A 16,831-nucleotide genomic window follows, 5' to 3' on the forward strand; every position below is an offset into this window, starting at 1 on the left:
TGTAAAATGCTGAATGTTAAAGTGATTTGTGCGTTGCGCGTTCACCCTTAACCAAAAATCGGGTATGAAATTGAAAGGGTATGGCCTTTTGGTGGCTGGTATTTGCTTAGGTCTTTACGCCACCGGTTTTAAAATCCGGCCTTCCGCCCCAAAACCGCCCAACTTTTTTGTGATCGATACCGTAGCGAAAAACGTGATCGTTCCCTGGGAAATCCTTTTTCTGCCCGACCAGACCATGCTGTTTACCGAGCGTGCTGGCCGGGTTCGGATTTATCGCCATAACCGGCTGATCGAAAAACCGGCCCTGACGGTTTCGGACGTGGAAACGACCAAGAAAATGGGTTTGCTCGGCCTCTGTATTCATCCCGATTTTCAGAAAAACAGGCTGATTTACCTGGCTTACAACTACCTGTCCGGTACGACGCCGTTGCTTCGGGTGGTTCGATACCGGTTTGAAAATGACGTCTTTGTGTCGCCAAAAACCATTATAGAGGGAATTCTGGCCAATATGAACCACACGGGTTGCCGTTTGAAATTCGGGCCCGACCGCAAATTGTATGTGACGACCGGCGACGCCGACCACGCGATGCAAGCGCAAGACCTGAAGTCATTGACCGGGAAAATTTTACGGCTAAATGACGATGGCAGTATTCCGGCCGATAATCCGTTTATGAGTAACGATACAGCTCGGAAGGAAATCTGGTCGTATGGGCACCGCAACCCGCAGGGACTCGCTTTTCAACCCGGAACCGGAACGCTGTTTGAGTCGGAACACGGACCGACGGGCGGGGATGAGGTCAACCGGATCGAAAAAGGGAAAAATTACGGCTGGCCCCGGGTGCATCACCGGGACGTTTTGGCCGGAACCGAACCGCCTTTGCTGGAATATACCCCTTCGGTTGGCCCCGCCGAGGCCGTTTTTTACACCGGAACGGCCTTCCCGAACCTGAAAGGAAACCTGCTGGTGGCCACCATGCGGGGCGAATCCATCCTGCGGATTCAGGTGGAAGGCGACCGGCTGGTGGCGCAGGAGCGGTTATTTCGGAATCAGTTCGGGCGAATCCGGGCGCTGGCGGTTGGTCCGGATGGGGCAATTTACTTATCAACTTCGCAAAACGATCCGCCGGAAGGCAAACCCCGCCCCGGCGACGACCTGATTTTGCGAATTCGTCCGGCAACCCACGGAAACGAATTGCAGGCGTTCAGCGCGACGATCAAAAACGAACCAACGACGACCGACGGTTTTGTGGCGACAACCACCCCGGAGGGGCAATACCAGCAGTTGTGCGCCAGTTGCCACGGGGCGGCTTTGGAAGGAACCGACCGGGCGAAAAGCCTGCGCACCCTAAAAAACGGCTCGACCCGAAACGACCTCATCCGGATTATTCAGCGGGGGCTGACCGACAAAGGCATGCCCGCGTGGGAAGGCGCACTCAGCCCGACCGACATCGAAAAAATGGCGGATTTTATCCTCTCAAAAACCGGGAAGAAATAACTTTTCTCCCTTACCGTCTGATTTTCTCCGCTCAACTCCGCGAAACAACCCGTTATTTTTCACCTGAATTTCCCTGTCTCTTCAACTCAAAATCACTCCTTTTTCGCCTAATAGTAGGAAAAAAGCGGTTTAAGTTGCTTTTTTATGCCGCATTCCAAAACCCTATAACGTACATGCGCATTAAGCAATCCGCATCCTCCGAAGCAACCGGAGTCTGGCGGGTCATTACGGCCTCATCGGTCGGCACCCTCATCGAGTGGTACGACTTCTACATTTTTGGTAGTCTGGCTACCATTCTCTCCGTTCAGTTCTTTCCAAAAGATAACCCGACTGCCGGTTTTTTATCGACCCTGGCTACTTTTGCCGCCGGTTTTATTGTACGACCTTTTGGCGCGCTGGTGTTTGGTCGGCTGGGCGATCTGGTGGGTCGGAAATACACATTTCTTTTGACGCTTGTCCTGATGGGCGGTTCGACGTTTCTGATTGGCTGCATACCGGGTTACGAAAGCATCGGGATGCTGGCACCGGGTCTGGTCCTGCTGCTCCGGCTCGTTCAGGGATTGGCGCTGGGTGGGGAGTACGGTGGGGCGGCTACCTACGTGGCCGAACACTCGCCCGACGGCAAGCGCGGTTATTTCACCAGCTTTATTCAGACGACGGCCACGCTGGGACTCTTCGTTTCACTGGGCGTCATTCTGCTAACCCGGCAGACTTTGGGTACCGATATTTTCAACAATTGGGGCTGGCGGGTGCCGTTTCTGCTGTCGTCAATTCTGGTTGGAATTTCAATCTACATTCGGCTGAAAATGTCGGAATCTCCTTTATTCCAGAAGCTTAAGTCGGAAGGTAAAGTTTCGAAAAACCCGCTGAAGGAGAGTTTTGGCAAGAAAGCTAATCTGAAAATGGTGCTGCTCGCCTTGTTTGGGGCGACGGCGGGGCAGGGTGTCATCTGGTATACGGGACAGTTTTATGCGCTTTCGTTTATTCAGAAAGTTTGTAATGTCGAGTTTGTGCAGTCCAATTACATCATCGCCATCGCGCTAATGGTGGCAACACCGTTTTTTGTCATTTTTGGCGGTTTGTCCGACCGCATCGGTCGCCGGAATATCATGCTGGCCGGGATGTTTCTGGGTGTACTGACCTACCGACCCATCTACCGCGCCATGTACCACCTGGCCGATCTCAAGCAAAAAAATGAAGAGACGTTCCGGCGCGCGATTGAAACGAAGCAGGAGCGTATTGGGGATACCAAAGAGTTCCGAACCACGACAGCTTCTGTTTCGTACTACGACGATGGTACGGTATATCGCGAAACGCAACCCAAAACCGGTGGCACTCCGGCTGCGGTGGTGAAGGAAGTAACGTTGGGCTACGAAGCTTTCTGGCTGATGACGATTCTGGTTTTTATTCAGGTTTTATACGTCACAATGGTCTACGGCCCGATTGCGGCCTTTCTGGTCGAACTGTTCCCGACCCGGATTCGGTACACCTCGATGTCGCTGCCGTATCACATCGGAAACGGCGTTTTTGGCGGCCTGACGCCCTTTATTGCGACGAGCCTGGTGGAAACCGCCAAGAAAACCCAGACGCTGGAAGCGTACCTCCAGGGACTCTGGTACCCAATTGGCGTGGCCGCCGTTTGCCTCGTGATCGGGGCGTTGTATATCGATAAAAAACAATATAAAACCGCTGACGACTAATCCTTTACCGCGATGAACGCACTTAAAAAAATATTGGGTTTGGTCTGGATGCTGACCGGGCTCGCTCTGATGGTTGGCTTGCCGTACGAGACGATCAAAAAACTGACTTCCAACACGGCCGGTGCCGAAGATTATGTTTTCTGGCTCGTGATTATGGTCATTTTCCTGCCCATTACGGCCGGTCTGATTTTATTTGGCCGATATGCCTGGGCGGGAGAGTATGATAAAAATTGAGGGCGGTTTTTATCAATTTGGAGTATTGAAAGGCCGATTTGACGAACGACGGTAGTCCGCGTGTCAGATTAAAAGTAAATAATTGTAGTTTAGCAACCCGAACGATAGTATCTAACGAATATGAATTTTCAAATCCGAACCTTTGACGAGTATCAGGAGGCTTATCGGTACAGCGTTGAAGATCCCGAAGGCTTCTGGGCCGAAATTGCGCAGAATTTTCAATGGCGGAAACCGTGGAAAAAAACGCTCCAGTGGAATTTTGAAGAACCGAATGTGCAGTGGTTTGTGGGGGGGAAACTCAACATTACCGAGAACTGCCTCGATCGGCACTTGGCCGAGCGCGCTGATCAGCCCGCCATTATCTGGGAACCCAACGACCCGAACGAAGCCGGTGTGACATTGACGTACCGCATGCTGCACGATCAGGTTTGCCGGATGGCTAACGTCCTGAAACGAAATGGCGTGGGTAAGGGTGACCGCGTTTGCGTGTATATGCCGATGGTGCCGGAGCTGGCCATTGCCGTGCTGGCCTGCGCCCGGATTGGAGCGATCCATTCCGTGGTTTTTGGCGGTTTTTCGGCTCAGTCGATTGCCGACCGGATCAACGATGCACAGTGTAAACTGGTCATTACTTCCGATGGCGCCTACCGGGGAAATAAGGAAATCCCGATGAAAGAAACCGTCGACGACGCCCTGGTTCAGTGCCCAAGCGTGCACCGTGTGGTGGTGCTGACGCGGACGCGCACCCCGGTTTCGATGATCAAAGGGCGTGATGTCTGGATGGAGCAGGAACTGAAACAGGTTACTTCCGACTGCCCTGCCGAAGAAATGGACGCTGAAGATATGCTCTTTATTCTCTATACCTCGGGTTCGACGGGCAAACCGAAAGGCGTTGTTCATACCTGCGGTGGGTACATGGTATATACCGCCTACACATTCCAGAATGTTTTTCAATACAATCCCGGCCAAATTCATTTCTGTACGGCGGACATTGGGTGGATTACCGGCCATAGTTACATCGTGTACGGGCCTTTGGCCTGCGGGGCAACGTCGGTGCTGTTTGAAGGTGTTCCAACCTGGCCGGACAACGGGCGGTTTTGGGATATTGTGGATAAACACAAGGTTAATATTTTGTATACGGCGCCAACCGCCATTCGATCTTTGATGGGATTTGGGCTGGAAAAAGTGGAAAACCACGACCTCAGCTCCCTGCAGGTGCTGGGCTCTGTCGGAGAACCGATCAACGAAGAAGCCTGGCACTGGTACGATGACCACATTGGTAAAAACCGCTGTCCGATTGTCGATACGTGGTGGCAGACCGAGACTGCCGGTACGCTGATTTCTCCGCTGGCCGGTATTACGAAAACCAAGCCGACCTACGCAACCTTGCCGCTGCCGGGTGTTCAACCGGTTTTGGTCGATGAAAACGGGCAGGAAATTGAAGGAAACGGCGTGAGCGGGAATCTCTGCATGAAGTTTCCGTGGCCGGGCATCATTCGCACGACTTACGGCGATCACGAGCGGTGTCGGCAGGCTTATTTCAGCACGTATAAAGGATTGTATTTCACGGGCGACGGCTGTCTGCGCGACGAAGACGGTTATTACCGGATCACGGGTCGGGTCGATGACGTGCTGAATGTTTCCGGGCACCGCATTGGAACGGCTGAAGTGGAAAACGCGATCAACATGCACACCGGCGTGGTAGAAAGTGCGGTGGTCGGGTATCCGCACGATATCAAAGGGCAAGGCATTTATGCGTATGTCATTGCCGAAAATCAGGCGTCGCACCACGACAATGAATTGATGAAACGGGACATTCTGGCGACGGTCAGCCGGGTCATCGGTCCGATTGCCAAACCGGATAAAATTCAGTTTGTCACCGGTTTACCGAAAACGCGCTCCGGAAAAATCATGCGCCGGATTCTGCGGAAAATTGCCGAGGGCGAAACCGCTAATCTGGGCGACACCTCGACGCTGCTGGACCCGGGCGTAGTGGAGGAAATCAAAAACGGCGCGCTGATTGGGGTGAAATAACGTACCCACGGACTTCAGTCCGTGAGTTTTCTAAAATCCTGAAAGATTTAGCAACTCACGGACTAAAGTCCGCGGGTACGTTATTCCCGCCATTTAAACGGTGTCGCAACGACGTCGAAATGCTTCCAGTCCGTCATATTTTCGCGCTTTAAAAGCACCTTCGGCGTGTCGGCTTCAAACTTTTCGATGTAATACAGATTGTACCCTTTTTTCTGAATGGAATCGTACAAATCGTACTGTTCCTTGGCCGGTAATCGTTTGAAACACTCAAAAATGACCGTGGGCTGATACGTCGCCAGTAGTTTTTCAATTGACTTGATAATCTCAATATCCAGTCCTTCCGTATCGATTTTGATCAGCGATAGTTTCGGAACCCGATCTTTATAATTTTCCGCTAAAAACCGCTCCAGGTTGACGGCTTTGATCTTCTCCTTCAAACCATATTTTCCGTGCGGGCTGTCTTCAACGGCCGAAATTCCGCCATTGCTAAACGTGGCTTCCGAGGAATTATAAAAGTAATCGCCCTCATTGGGGCAATCGCCATCCGGTGTGGTTCAATGTTGGTTTGGTCTTTATTGAGCGATGCATTCTTTTCCAATATTTTGAAAACCAGCGGGTTGGGGTCGAAGGCCAGAACCAGACCGGTTTTTCCGACGGCGAACGCCATCGTAGTATCGCCCATGTGCGCGCCGATGTCGATGACAAAGTCACCTTTTTTCGTAAATTCCCTTTAAAAGTTGCTATCCGAAAGCTTAACGACATACGGCGTTTCCAGCAGCGGATTGAGCCATTGCGCTACCTCAATTTGGCGTTATTCGCGTAACCTTACCCGAACGATCTGGTAATCATATTCCCGGTGGGTGCGCTTGATTCGCCTTTAACCAGGTTGTCGAACATTTGAATCTTAATGGGATAGGTTAGGAAAAAAAGTGTAAAATTTAACCCCAAACCGCCCGTTGGCTTCCAACGCATTGGCCCGGAAAAGAGTCTGTTTCCAAAAAAGCGATTATGACACGACTACTACTGATTTTGGTTTTGTGCGGAGCATTGGTAAGTGCGACAACGAAGTCGTCTGCATGCAGCTGCATTGATGGGGGCGGTTTTTTTTCGATCGCAGAAAAGGCAGCCTGGCAGCCCGGCGTACTGATTGTGCGGGCGGAAGTGAAAAGCCAGGAGATGCACGGAATTGATGTGAAAATCCTGGACATAATAAATGGGAGTGAAAATCGATCGACCATTCGGGTTTGGGGTGACCCCGGTTTTATGTGCCGGACTTACACCACCGGTTTTAAAACCGGCGAACGATTGGTGCTGATTCTGAGCCGGATCAAGGACGCAAGCTACGAGGTTGAAGAAAATGGTGATTATTCACTGGGCGGATGTGGTACGTACGTGCTGCGGGATGATGGCAAAAGCGTGATCGGGCGGATTACGGCGACCGACAAGGAGATGTCCAGCGACAAATTCTACCGCGAACTGGACGAACTGATCAACAAATACAGCCCGGATAAGGCCCGGATCTTTCCGGTTCCAACCGACAACGTTCTGACGATCAGCGTGCCGGATCTGAACCAGCCGACCCTTTCCATGCGAATTATTACGTTGTCGGGACAACCCCTGCTAACCCGGCAGCTGGAGGTTGGGCGGCAGCACCCCATCGACGTTTCTACCTGGCCCGTTGGGATGTATATCATTCTGTTTCGCTCGGAATTTCAATCGTATACCCGGCGGTTTCTGAAACAATAAACCGGTTTTCAAGTCCGCAAGAATCGGGTTTTGGGGGTCGGATGAAGGCTGTATTTTTGTTACATGCAAACGACAAAAACCATGTACGAAACAGAAGCCAATCCCACGTACCAGCAAATTGCCCGGTCGATTGAGTTTTTGACCGACAACTTCCAACAGCAACCCTCGCTGGCCGATGTTGCTGACCAGGCCAACCTGAGCGAATACCATTTTCAGCGGTTATTTTCGGATTGGGCGGGCGTGAGTCCCAAGAAATTTCTGCAATACCTGACCCTCGATTTTGCCAAGGAGCGACTGCGCACCGGCCTGACACTGGCCGAAGCCGCCGACGAAGCCGGGCTGTCGGGTACGGGCCGGTTGCACGACCTGTTCGTGGTGCTGGAAGGCGTGACGCCGGGGCAGTTCAAACAGGCGGGCGAAGGCCTGACGATCCGGTATGCGGTTTTTGAAAGCCCGTTTGGACCGTATCTGCTGGGAACGATTGGGGATAAAATCGTCAAACTGGAATTTCTGGACGAAGCCGAACCCACCGATCAGATCAGCATTGCCAACCGGTTTGCCGCCGACTGGCCCGAAGCGGTGCTGGTGCCGGATGCTCAAGCGCTTCGGCCCCTTGCCGACGCCATTTTTACGGATACCGAACGCCAGCCGCTGCGGATTCTGGTGAAGGCATCGCCCTTTCAGCTCAAAGTCTGGGAGGCCCTGCTCCGAATTCCGGAAGGTCAAGTGGTTAGTTATGACCAGATTGCCGCAGCGATTGGCATGCCATCGGCCTCGCGGGCGGTCGGCACGGCCATTGGGTCCAATCCGGTCGGCTACCTGATTCCCTGCCACCGCGTGATCCGGAAAACCGGCCTGTTTGGAAATTACCGTTGGGGCACAACCCGAAAAACCGCTATACTGGGCTGGGAAGCGGCACATTCTTTGAGATAGACACTGGAATAGATGCTAGAAGTGAGACAAGAGAGTAAAGATTAAGGTGTTTTGGATGAATTTGGGTAGCCAAACCGCCTTTTGTACCATCACGTTTATACGATATTTTTTGAATGGAAACCAATCAGATTAACTGGGAAGAAGCTCATACGTCGCTGAATGAGAACGGTTTTTTTGTTCTCCCGCAGGTAGTAAGTCCGGAAGAATGCCAGCAATTGATTGCGACGTATGACGAACCCGACGCGTTCCGAAAAACGGTGGTGATGGAGCGGTATGGGTATGGCGTCGGCGAGTATAAATATTTCAATTATCCGCTTCCCGATCTCATTCAGACCTTGCGGACGACCTTGTACGAATCCATTTTTCATGTGGCCAATCACTGGTCGGAGGTATTGAAACTGGGGATCGACTATCCGCCAACTCATGCCGATTTTATTACAGTTTGTAACAAGAACGATCAAAACCGGGCGACTCCGCTGCTGTTAAAATACGGCGAAGGCGGGCTGAATATGTTGCATCAGGATTTATACGGTGATGTGTATTTCCCGCTGCAGGCGGTTGCTTTTCTGAGCGAACCGGGTGACGATTATACCGGTGGTGAATTCGTGTTAACCGAGCAGATCCCCAGATCGCAGTCAAAAGCGACCGTATTGACCCCAAAGCGGGGGGATATTCTGCTGTTTACCACCCAGTTTCGGCCCGAAAAGAGCAAACGAGGCTATTACCGCGTGACGATGCGACACGGCGTCAGTAAAGTGCATTCCGGAAACCGGTATACGATGGGCATCATTTTTCACGATGCGAAATGATCCGGCATACCGATTTTGAGGCTTCGTTTGCCGGAAATGTAAAACTCCATCGGTTGATTCAAGCCGAAGCAATTACACTGGGTGGTAATCTGAAATTAAAAATTTATGGAACCCTGGCGTGCCGATCCGGCAAGCGTATGTTGCGGAAAAATCGGGTGTTTTTTAAATCGGAAACTGAAGCCATTCACAACGGTTTTCGCCCCTGCGGGCATTGTTTACCGGAAAAATACCGGCAATGGAAAACAAACCCTGAAAGGGTTGCTGATCATTTCGGGATTCCCGATTCCGCTGGATAAAATCCCGTGCTAATGATGCAGCCCTTTCCGGGTGGTTGGTTGCTTCAGTTATTCCTCACCGGTTGCGCGGTCCAGTTCAACTTTAGCGATCAGGTAATCGTATACGGCTTGCAGGCGGTTGGTTTGCGCCTGCCGGAGCGCCAGTTCGGCATCCGTCACTTCACCGAATTTGGACAGGCCATGACGGTAGCGGCTTTGCGTCAGCGCGTAGCTACGTTCGGCAGCCCGGATAACGCCTTCCTGGGTGCGAATGCGCTCGCGGGATTCTTCCAGTGCATACAACGTTGAGCGTACCTCATTGCGAATGAGTGCTTTGCTGTAGCGCAATTGCTCCTGCGTTTGGAGGGAAGCCAGGCGAGCCTGCTGAATTTTCGGATTCGTCGTCGCATGAAAGATCGGAACGCTCAACTGCAGACCGAGGTAACTCGTGATCGGCCAGCGGCTGTCTGCAAACCGGAAATTATTCATCTGAGTCAGCGTTCCGGCCTGCCCGAACAAACTAAGCGTCGGCTGACGGCGGAATTGCTCCATCCGCGTTTGTAACTGACTATTTTCCAGTCCCAGCGCCAGTTGCCGGATTTCCGGCCGACGGTTCAATGCCTGAACAACCGAGACTTCTTCCGTTTGGGTCTGATCCAGCGGAAACGTCAGTGAGTCCGTCAGTACCAGGTTGTCCGATTCGTCGAGACCGGCCAAAACCGCCAGTTGGCCCTTGAGCAAGGTCAGCGCCCGATCCAGTTTGGAGAGATTCGGGCGCAGGTTTGCGAGCTCGACAAAAGCACGGAGGGTATCGGCATCCGTCGCCAGCTGCACGTTGTACAAACCGCGAACTTCACTGAAAGCCTGTTGGGCGCGCTCAATACTCCGTTGCAGCAACTGCCGTTGTTCCTGCGCCAGCAGCGCGTTCAAATATTGCCGTTTTACATCGACAATCTGGCGGGCGGTGATGGCCCGTAGCTGTTCGGTGGACAGTTTCTGTCCCAAACCCGCTTGCTGGCGGGCAATGCGCAGGTTAGGCTGAACAATTGGCATCGCAAGGTTTACACCCGCGTTATACTGATTTTTGAGAGCAGCCTCAATGGGGGTCATGTGAGCGTTATCGAGCGAAAAACCGCCATCGGGCGTAATCGAAAAAGCGGGAAAGAAAAAGACGGGCGGTTTGATATTACGCTGATATTGAACGGCGGCATCCACCGTCGGCATTCCCATTCGTTTGACCTCCTCCGCTTTAGCGTCCGCTTTCTCCACCTCAAATTTTGCCGCCCGTACTTCACCGTTCTGCTGACGAACCAGCTCAACAGCTTGCTGAAGGGAAAGCGTGCGGGGCGGAGTGGTTTGGGCAGACAGCGAATTTGCACCAAGTATCAATAAACCAACGGCGACCGGAAGTGCAACCCGATTCCCCTTGCCCTGAGCTTTTTGCCCCTTGCTCGTTGCCCCGCGCCCACCAGCCCATTCGATCATCCGGGCGAAGTAGAAGTACATCACCGGTACGAAACCAAGTGTCAGGAACATCGAGCTGGTTAAACCGCCGATGAGTGCCCAGGCCAGACCGGTTTTTAACTCGGCACCGGGACCGGTTGCCAGCGCGATGGGCAGCATGCCGATTACCATCGCCAGGGTCGTCATCAGAATGGGGCGGAGACGGAATTGGCCCGCTTCCAGCAACGCGTTGACCACCTTCATGCCCTGTTCGCGGTTTTCGTTGGTCCGTTCCACCAGCAGAATCGCGTTTTTAGCCACCAGTCCGAGCATCATGATCATGCCCAGAATAGTAAAAACATTCATTGAATTCATCGTCAGCGCCAGAGCGAACAAGGCGCCGACGATGGCAACCGGAATCGAAAATAGCACCACGAACGGATACGCCCATGAATTGTACAAGGCTACCATCACCAGGTACATGAACAGAATGGCCGCCAGAAACATCAGTCCAAGTTTTCCGAACGAATCGTCCTGCAACTCAAGGTCACCGCCGTACGTGATCCGCACTGAGGGATCCAGTTTGAGGTCGGCGACAACTTTCTGGATATCAATCCCGATTTCGCCGGTGGGCCGACCAATGGCCTGCGACGTGATCGTCATGGAATTATCGCGGTCTTTGCGTTCCAGAATAGCCGGATTGAAAGTGTCCTGAATATCAGCTACCTGTTTCAAATCAACCGGTTGCCCGTGTTGATTCGTCAACGTCAGCTTGCCGATTTGTTCCGTTTTATTGCGAAATGATTCAGCGTATTGAATCCGCATGGTTACCGATTCGTTGCCCTGCTGGATTTTGAGGTCGTCGAAACCCGCCAACGCCGTCCGAATGGCCAGGCCCACGGCTTCGGTGGTCAATCCATAGCGGGCCAGTTTTTCCTGATTGACGTGAATTTCAACCTCCGGTTTGCGAACGTTTCCGGAAAACCGCACATCGGCCGTTCCCGGAATTTTCCGGATTGCATCGACCAGACGCGTTGTTTCTTCGCGGAGCTTGTCGCGGTTGGTTCCACCCACCATCAGGATGATCGGCGACGCATTATCACTCCCCAACAACCCCAGCGGATAGGCCCGAACGCGGGCCCCCGGAATTTCAGACGCGATTTCTTTCACTTCCCGCGTCAGCGTGTTGAGGTCTTTGGTCCGTTCCTGCCGGGGCGAAAACGTGATGGCGAATTCCACGGCGTTTTTGCTCGTCGGCAAATTTGACCAGCCTTCGGGATTCGCACCCACGTTAGTAAACACCCGCCGGACTTCGGGCATCCGGTACAGTTTTTTCTCGAACTGCTTCGCCATCGCGTCCGTCTGGTTCAGTTTGTATCCCTCCGGAAATTGCAAAACCGCATTGATTTCGCCCTTATCGGTAGGCGGCAAAAATTCTCCACCGATAAAACCCATACCCGGTAACATCAGGGAAATCACGAACAGGACAAACGTGGTCAAAACCGTGGTTTTGCGGTAATGCAGCGCGCGCGCCAGCAACCGGCGGTACGCGTGGGTCAGTCGGTCGAATACCCGTTCGAAGCCGAGTCCGAAACGGCCCATGAGGGTTCGGTTGGTGAGGTGTTCCAACTTACCGAAGCGGGATGCGATCATGGGCGTCAGCGTGAACGAAACGAGCAGGCTAAACAGGGTGGAAATCACGACAACGAGCGAAAATTCCCGCACCAGATCGCCCACCAGACCCGGCGAGAACGACAGCGGCACGAACACCACCACATCGACCAAGGTAATGGCAATGGCGGCAAAACCAATGCTGTTTCGACCCTCCAGAGCCGCTTCGCGTTTCGCTTTGCCTTTTTCGAGCTGCTGATAAATGCTTTCCAAGACCACAATCGAGTCGTCGACCAGAATACCGATCACCAGCGATAACGCCAACAATGTCAACAGGTTGAGCGAAAAACCGAGCAGGTTCATAAAGATGAACGTGGACAGGAGCGAAGCCGGAATGGCGACCATCACGATCAGCGACGACCGGAGGCTGTGCAGAAATACGAACATCACCAGCGCGACCAGCCCAATAGCCATCATCAGGTCGTGGTTGACGGCTTCGGCAGCCGCCAGTGTAAACTCCGAACCGTCCTGGGCAATGGTGAATTTCAGACCCGCCGACGCATAATCCGTTTCCAGTTGCTGCAACGCCTTCCGTACCAGTTTGCTTACTTCCACGTTGTTGGCTCCCGATTGTTTCTTGACCAGAATTCCGACCGCGCTCTGACCCGTTGGATTGGCCCGGCCGGTCTGCACCATAAACCGGTTCAGGTTTTCCATTTCTTTTTTCGTAGCCGCAATGGTCGATACCTCGCCAAGCAGCACTTTCCGGCCATTCGGACTGGTGTAGACAACGATGTCGCGGAGGTGATCGAGAGCATCGGTTTTCCCGACCACCCGCACCGAAAAAGCCGCGTCGGCATCTTTGACGCTGCCGGAAGGTACGTTGAGATTACTGGCCCGAATGGCACCGACGACCTGTAAAACCGATAGATTCAGCGCCTTCAGCCGGGCTGCATCGAGGGCCACGTTGACTTCTGTTTCGGGCAGGCCGACAAACTGTACCTGACCCACGCCCGCAACTTGCGAAAGACGCGGTTTGATCTGGGTTTTTAATAAGGTACCGAATGCTAAATCAGACAATTTGCTGTTGGCGGCAACCTGTACCACGGGCCGTTCGGTGAGCGAAAACCGGTCCAGCGTCGGAATTTTTGATCCGGCAGGCAGCGTGGAGGTAACCGTATTGACCCGCCGTTGTACATCCTGCATCGCTTTGTCGGAATCGACGTCGTGTTTGAACTCGACCATGACCACCGATACGTTTTCCATGGACATGGCGGTTACGCGCTTGATGCGGTCGGCCGACGAAACCGCATCTTCGACCGGTTTGGTAATACCACTTTCAACCTCAGCCGGTGACGCACCGGGGTAGGGCGTCGTGACAATAATGAACGGAATCGACATGTTTGGCAGGAGTTCGTACCGCATCTGTGCGTACGAAAATAGCCCCAGAATGCCCAGCACAACAAACAGGACAATCACCAGAATGGGGCGAGTTATGGAAAGAAGAGTGAGTTTCATGGTGTGTTTTTCAATGAAAAATGAATAACTAACAATTAATAATGATGGGGCAGGACCGTCTATTTCGGCCGCCAATGTTCATTCGGGCGCGCCCGTGCGATTCATTACTTATTGTTCATTATTCATTCTTGAATAGCTACAATCTGACCGTCCTTCAGGCTTTCGGTGCCGCTGACCACGACGCGCTCTCCTTCGCGGAGACCACTGCGAACAAACAGAGTGGTGCCGGATGTGGAACCGGGTTCGATGGTGCGGAGGGATACCTTTTTGTCTTGGAGAACGAAAACCGCCGGGTGTTGGCTGGTGGTAACCAATGCGGTTCGGGGAATGGCCAGACCGGCTAAGGGGCTGGCATTGGGCAGGGAAATACTGGCCGTCATGCCGACCCGCAGCGGATTGGCGGAGGAATTCGGAACGCGGATTTCTACCGGAAACGTACCGGTTTCTCCGCCTTTCAGTCGAATCTGGTGGACAGTGCCGGATAGCTTTTTACCGGGATACATATCGAACGCAACCGCGACATTGCGACCGGGTTGGAACAGGCTCAAGTCCGCTTCGGGCACGTTGGCAACCACTTTGACCGACGAGACGTCCGTAATGGTCAGCAGGGGCGAACCGGGCGCGATGAACATGCCGCGTTCGATCGGTTTTTCGGTAACAACCCCTCCGATCGGCGTGTAGACGACCGCATCGCGGAGCTGTTTTTTCAGTGTAAGCAACTGAGATTCAATCGTTCGGACCTGCAAGCGGGCGTTTTCAACTTCGGCTGTCGGAATGTTGTTTTCGCGGTGCAGGGTCTCGTACCGTTTTAGATCCGTTTGCGCTTTATGGAGCTGAGCTTCGGCCTGGGCCATGGCGATTTCGGTCAGTTCAGTATCGACCGTGATCACGGGTTGCCCTTCGCGGACGGTTTCGTAGAGTTGAGCACTCAGGCTGCGAATCGTGCCCTGTGTGGTGGCATTCATCCGGATTTCGCGCCAGAACTCGGTTTTGCCGAGATACGAAACCGCTTCAGTAAACGACTCCTTCCGAACGGTTTCGAGCGCAACTGTCGTCGCGAGCGGTTTTTGCGCTTCCTGAATTTGTTGCTGTTGTTTTTGTTTGTTGCTCATTAACAGCGCAGTAGTAGCACCGATAACAGCAAGAATGGTGAGGATAACGAGTACTTTTTTCATTAGGGGTGGATGTTCAGTTAAAAAGAGGAATTGGCGCTCCGAAAAGCGTCACAAAGGTTACCTCCACTGATGGATTCATCAACCCGGAATGAACTGAAACGGAAAAAGCCACTGGTGAAGCGGCTTTCAACGGGTGTGTAAACGACGACCGGTTTATGTATGTAGGATGAATGGCCTGATCGAACGGCAAGTGAATGACTTAAAGTCATTCAAACCACTGGGATGATTCTCCACCATTTCGTTACCGAAGCCCACGTACAAACCGGCGGATTGAATCGCGGTATACCTGTTCGGAGAGATCGATCGGCTGCTGATCGCGGAGCATCATCGCGATGGTAATCATCCCGTGCGACAACGACCACCACTCAAAATACAACTTCTGGATACTTTCCTTCGACTTGGGAATGAAGGAAAAGATAATCTCACGGATGGTGTTGCTAAGGTCTTCCACGGCGCCCGAATTACAAACCGGAATGGTGCAATAGGCCCCGTTCAGATTGTACATGACCTGGTAGATCTCGGGCTGATCAACGGCAAATTGCCACTGCGCAATCGACATTTCAAACAGGCGTTTTTCGGGATCGCGGTATATTTTTTTAATGCGTTCGTACTCAAGTTTTAATTGACGAAACCCTTCATTCCGGATCTCGTCGAGCAGTATATCTTTGCTGTCGAAATATTCGTAGACGATCGGTGCACTGTAATCAATTGCATCGGCAATTTTTCGGATCGACACCGCCTGCCAGCCTTCCCGGCGAGCGATATCCTTAGCGGTCAAAACAATTCCGGCGCGGGTTTGCTCCCGGCTGCGTTGCTTGCGCTCAAGTGTCTCCATTCAGTTTACATCAAGTTAACAGTGTTAAATTGACGTTAAACTACACATTAGAAACCAAACCGTCTAACGAATTGTCAATAATTCTCCCAAATATTCAATAATTGCAATAAATAATCTTGTTAATCGTTTCGCGATCAGAATATTATCCGCAGAAATAGCCCGGTAAGATAACTTACTCATTTTTTACGGGCCAGCACCAGCAATCGATCGTCGCCAAGCTGATAATCAGAGCCATCCAGATTTCCGAATTGTTCGGTAATCAATAAACCGGCCTGACGAAAAAGGCGGTGCAATTCGGCGATGGTGTAGACATAATGCCGGGACTCGCGGTGTTCCGTCTGTTCCATGCGCAAATAGGTCAAATGGGAGGTAATGCAACTTTCGCGGGCGTCATATTCATTCTCCATCAAAAAGGTAATGTCGCCAACCTGCATCCAGCTTCGTTCCTGAAAATCAGGCAGGACACTTTCGGCAATCATGGCGGTGTCGGCGACAAACCACCCACCGGGTGCCAGCAGACCGGCAATTTTTTGCAGGAAAAGCAGCATCTGGTCGTGTGGAAAGAAGCTAAAACTATTGCCCAGGCAATACGCTCCATTAAAACCACCTTCGAGCGGAATGCTCAGGAAATCACCTGCGTGGGCGTCAATAGCCAGTTTCTGACGCTGAGCGGTTTTTTGAAGGTCGCGGATGGATTCGCCGGAAATATCGACACCCGTGACCGAATAGCCCAGGCGGGCGAGTTCGAGCGCGTGACGACCGTACCCACAGAACACGTCCAACACCCGCTGGCCGGGCTGTAACTCCAGCACATCATTCAGAAAATCAGCCTCGAGCTCGGTTTGTTCGTCGGTCTGCGCGGCTTTCCAGGCTTCCTGAACCAAACCGCTGAAAAAATTATCGTACCAGGCCATAAAGGAATGATGAATGATGTAATGATGAGTTATGAATGATTGATGCGTTTAAGCCATTGTTCCTCACCGCGTGGGCGGCCCCGTCATATTTCATCATTTTTTTGAGCTT

Annotated in this window: 14 protein-coding genes; 8 read left to right on the top strand and 6 right to left on the bottom strand. The window is 52.5% G+C overall.

Features of this window, described 5'->3' with window-relative positions:
• The first annotated feature begins 64 nt into the window (after positions 1–64).
• From EHT25_RS20225 to acs, 4 genes are all read left to right on the top strand, one after another.
• Complete coding sequence (locus EHT25_RS20225; RefSeq protein ID WP_124876932.1) at positions 65–1,495, top strand: PQQ-dependent sugar dehydrogenase; 1,431 nt, start codon at positions 65–67, stop codon at positions 1,493–1,495.
• Between the two features lie 173 nt (positions 1,496–1,668).
• Positions 1,669–3,195: an MFS transporter gene (locus EHT25_RS20230; protein WP_124876933.1), complete on the top strand. Its 1,527-nt coding sequence runs from the start codon at positions 1,669–1,671 to the stop codon at positions 3,193–3,195.
• A gap of 12 nt (positions 3,196–3,207) precedes the next feature.
• Positions 3,208–3,429 (top strand): DUF6814 family protein, encoded by a 222-nt coding sequence (locus EHT25_RS20235; protein ID WP_124876934.1) that lies wholly within the window; start codon positions 3,208–3,210, stop codon positions 3,427–3,429.
• 120 nt (positions 3,430–3,549) lie between these two features.
• Positions 3,550–5,463, top strand: coding sequence for an acetate--CoA ligase (gene acs, locus EHT25_RS20240; RefSeq protein WP_124876935.1), 1,914 nt, complete (start codon positions 3,550–3,552; stop codon positions 5,461–5,463).
• Positions 5,464–5,543: 80 nt separating this feature from the next.
• Here the strand turns inward: acs and EHT25_RS20245 are convergent, their stop codons facing one another.
• The gene (locus tag EHT25_RS20245) at positions 5,544–5,939 is read right to left on the bottom strand and encodes an FkbM family methyltransferase (protein WP_124876936.1); all 396 of its coding nucleotides are present in this window, start codon (positions 5,937–5,939) and stop codon (positions 5,544–5,546) included.
• Positions 5,897–6,145 carry a class I SAM-dependent methyltransferase gene (locus EHT25_RS33490; protein WP_124876937.1) on the bottom strand — a complete coding sequence of 83 codons (249 nt, stop codon included), beginning with the start codon at positions 6,143–6,145 and terminating at the stop codon, positions 5,897–5,899. Before EHT25_RS33490 ends, EHT25_RS20245 begins: the two co-directional genes overlap by 43 nt.
• A gap of 326 nt (positions 6,146–6,471) precedes the next feature.
• Here EHT25_RS33490 and EHT25_RS20255 point away from each other — a divergent pair, with 326 nt between their 5' ends.
• From EHT25_RS20255 to EHT25_RS33210, 4 genes are all read left to right on the top strand, one after another.
• Complete coding sequence (locus EHT25_RS20255; protein ID WP_124876938.1) at positions 6,472–7,209, top strand: T9SS type A sorting domain-containing protein; 738 nt, start codon at positions 6,472–6,474, stop codon at positions 7,207–7,209.
• A 63-nt stretch (positions 7,210–7,272) separates the two neighbouring features.
• A complete protein-coding gene (locus tag EHT25_RS20260; protein ID WP_229311676.1) occupies positions 7,273–8,142 on the top strand; it encodes a methylated-DNA--[protein]-cysteine S-methyltransferase in 870 nt (289 codons plus the stop codon).
• 113 nt (positions 8,143–8,255) lie between these two features.
• A complete protein-coding gene (locus EHT25_RS20265) occupies positions 8,256–8,951 on the top strand; it encodes a 2OG-Fe(II) oxygenase (protein ID WP_124876939.1) in 696 nt (231 codons plus the stop codon).
• 137 nt (positions 8,952–9,088) lie between these two features.
• Positions 9,089–9,247, top strand: coding sequence for an Ada metal-binding domain-containing protein (locus EHT25_RS33210; protein WP_229311712.1), 159 nt, complete (start codon positions 9,089–9,091; stop codon positions 9,245–9,247).
• 48 nt (positions 9,248–9,295) lie between these two features.
• Here EHT25_RS33210 and EHT25_RS20275 read toward each other — a convergent pair whose 3' ends face one another.
• The 4 genes from EHT25_RS20275 to EHT25_RS20290 all read right to left on the bottom strand — a co-directional run bounded on the left by EHT25_RS20275 (position 9,296) and on the right by EHT25_RS20290 (position 16,755).
• On the bottom strand, positions 9,296–13,798 hold the full coding sequence (locus tag EHT25_RS20275) for an efflux RND transporter permease subunit (protein ID WP_124876941.1): 4,503 nt from the start codon (positions 13,796–13,798) through the stop codon (positions 9,296–9,298).
• 122 nt (positions 13,799–13,920) lie between these two features.
• On the bottom strand, positions 13,921–14,973 hold the full coding sequence (locus tag EHT25_RS20280) for an efflux RND transporter periplasmic adaptor subunit (RefSeq protein ID WP_124876942.1): 1,053 nt from the start codon (positions 14,971–14,973) through the stop codon (positions 13,921–13,923).
• A gap of 241 nt (positions 14,974–15,214) precedes the next feature.
• Positions 15,215–15,808 (bottom strand): TetR/AcrR family transcriptional regulator, encoded by a 594-nt coding sequence (locus EHT25_RS20285; protein WP_124876943.1) that lies wholly within the window; start codon positions 15,806–15,808, stop codon positions 15,215–15,217.
• 176 nt (positions 15,809–15,984) lie between these two features.
• A complete protein-coding gene (locus tag EHT25_RS20290; RefSeq protein WP_310588768.1) occupies positions 15,985–16,755 on the bottom strand; it encodes a methyltransferase domain-containing protein in 771 nt (256 codons plus the stop codon).
• Positions 16,756–16,831 lie beyond the last annotated feature (76 nt).

This window comes from Larkinella rosea (assembly GCF_003858635.1).
Taxonomy (GTDB): Bacteria; Bacteroidota; Bacteroidia; order Cytophagales; family Spirosomataceae; genus Larkinella; species Larkinella rosea.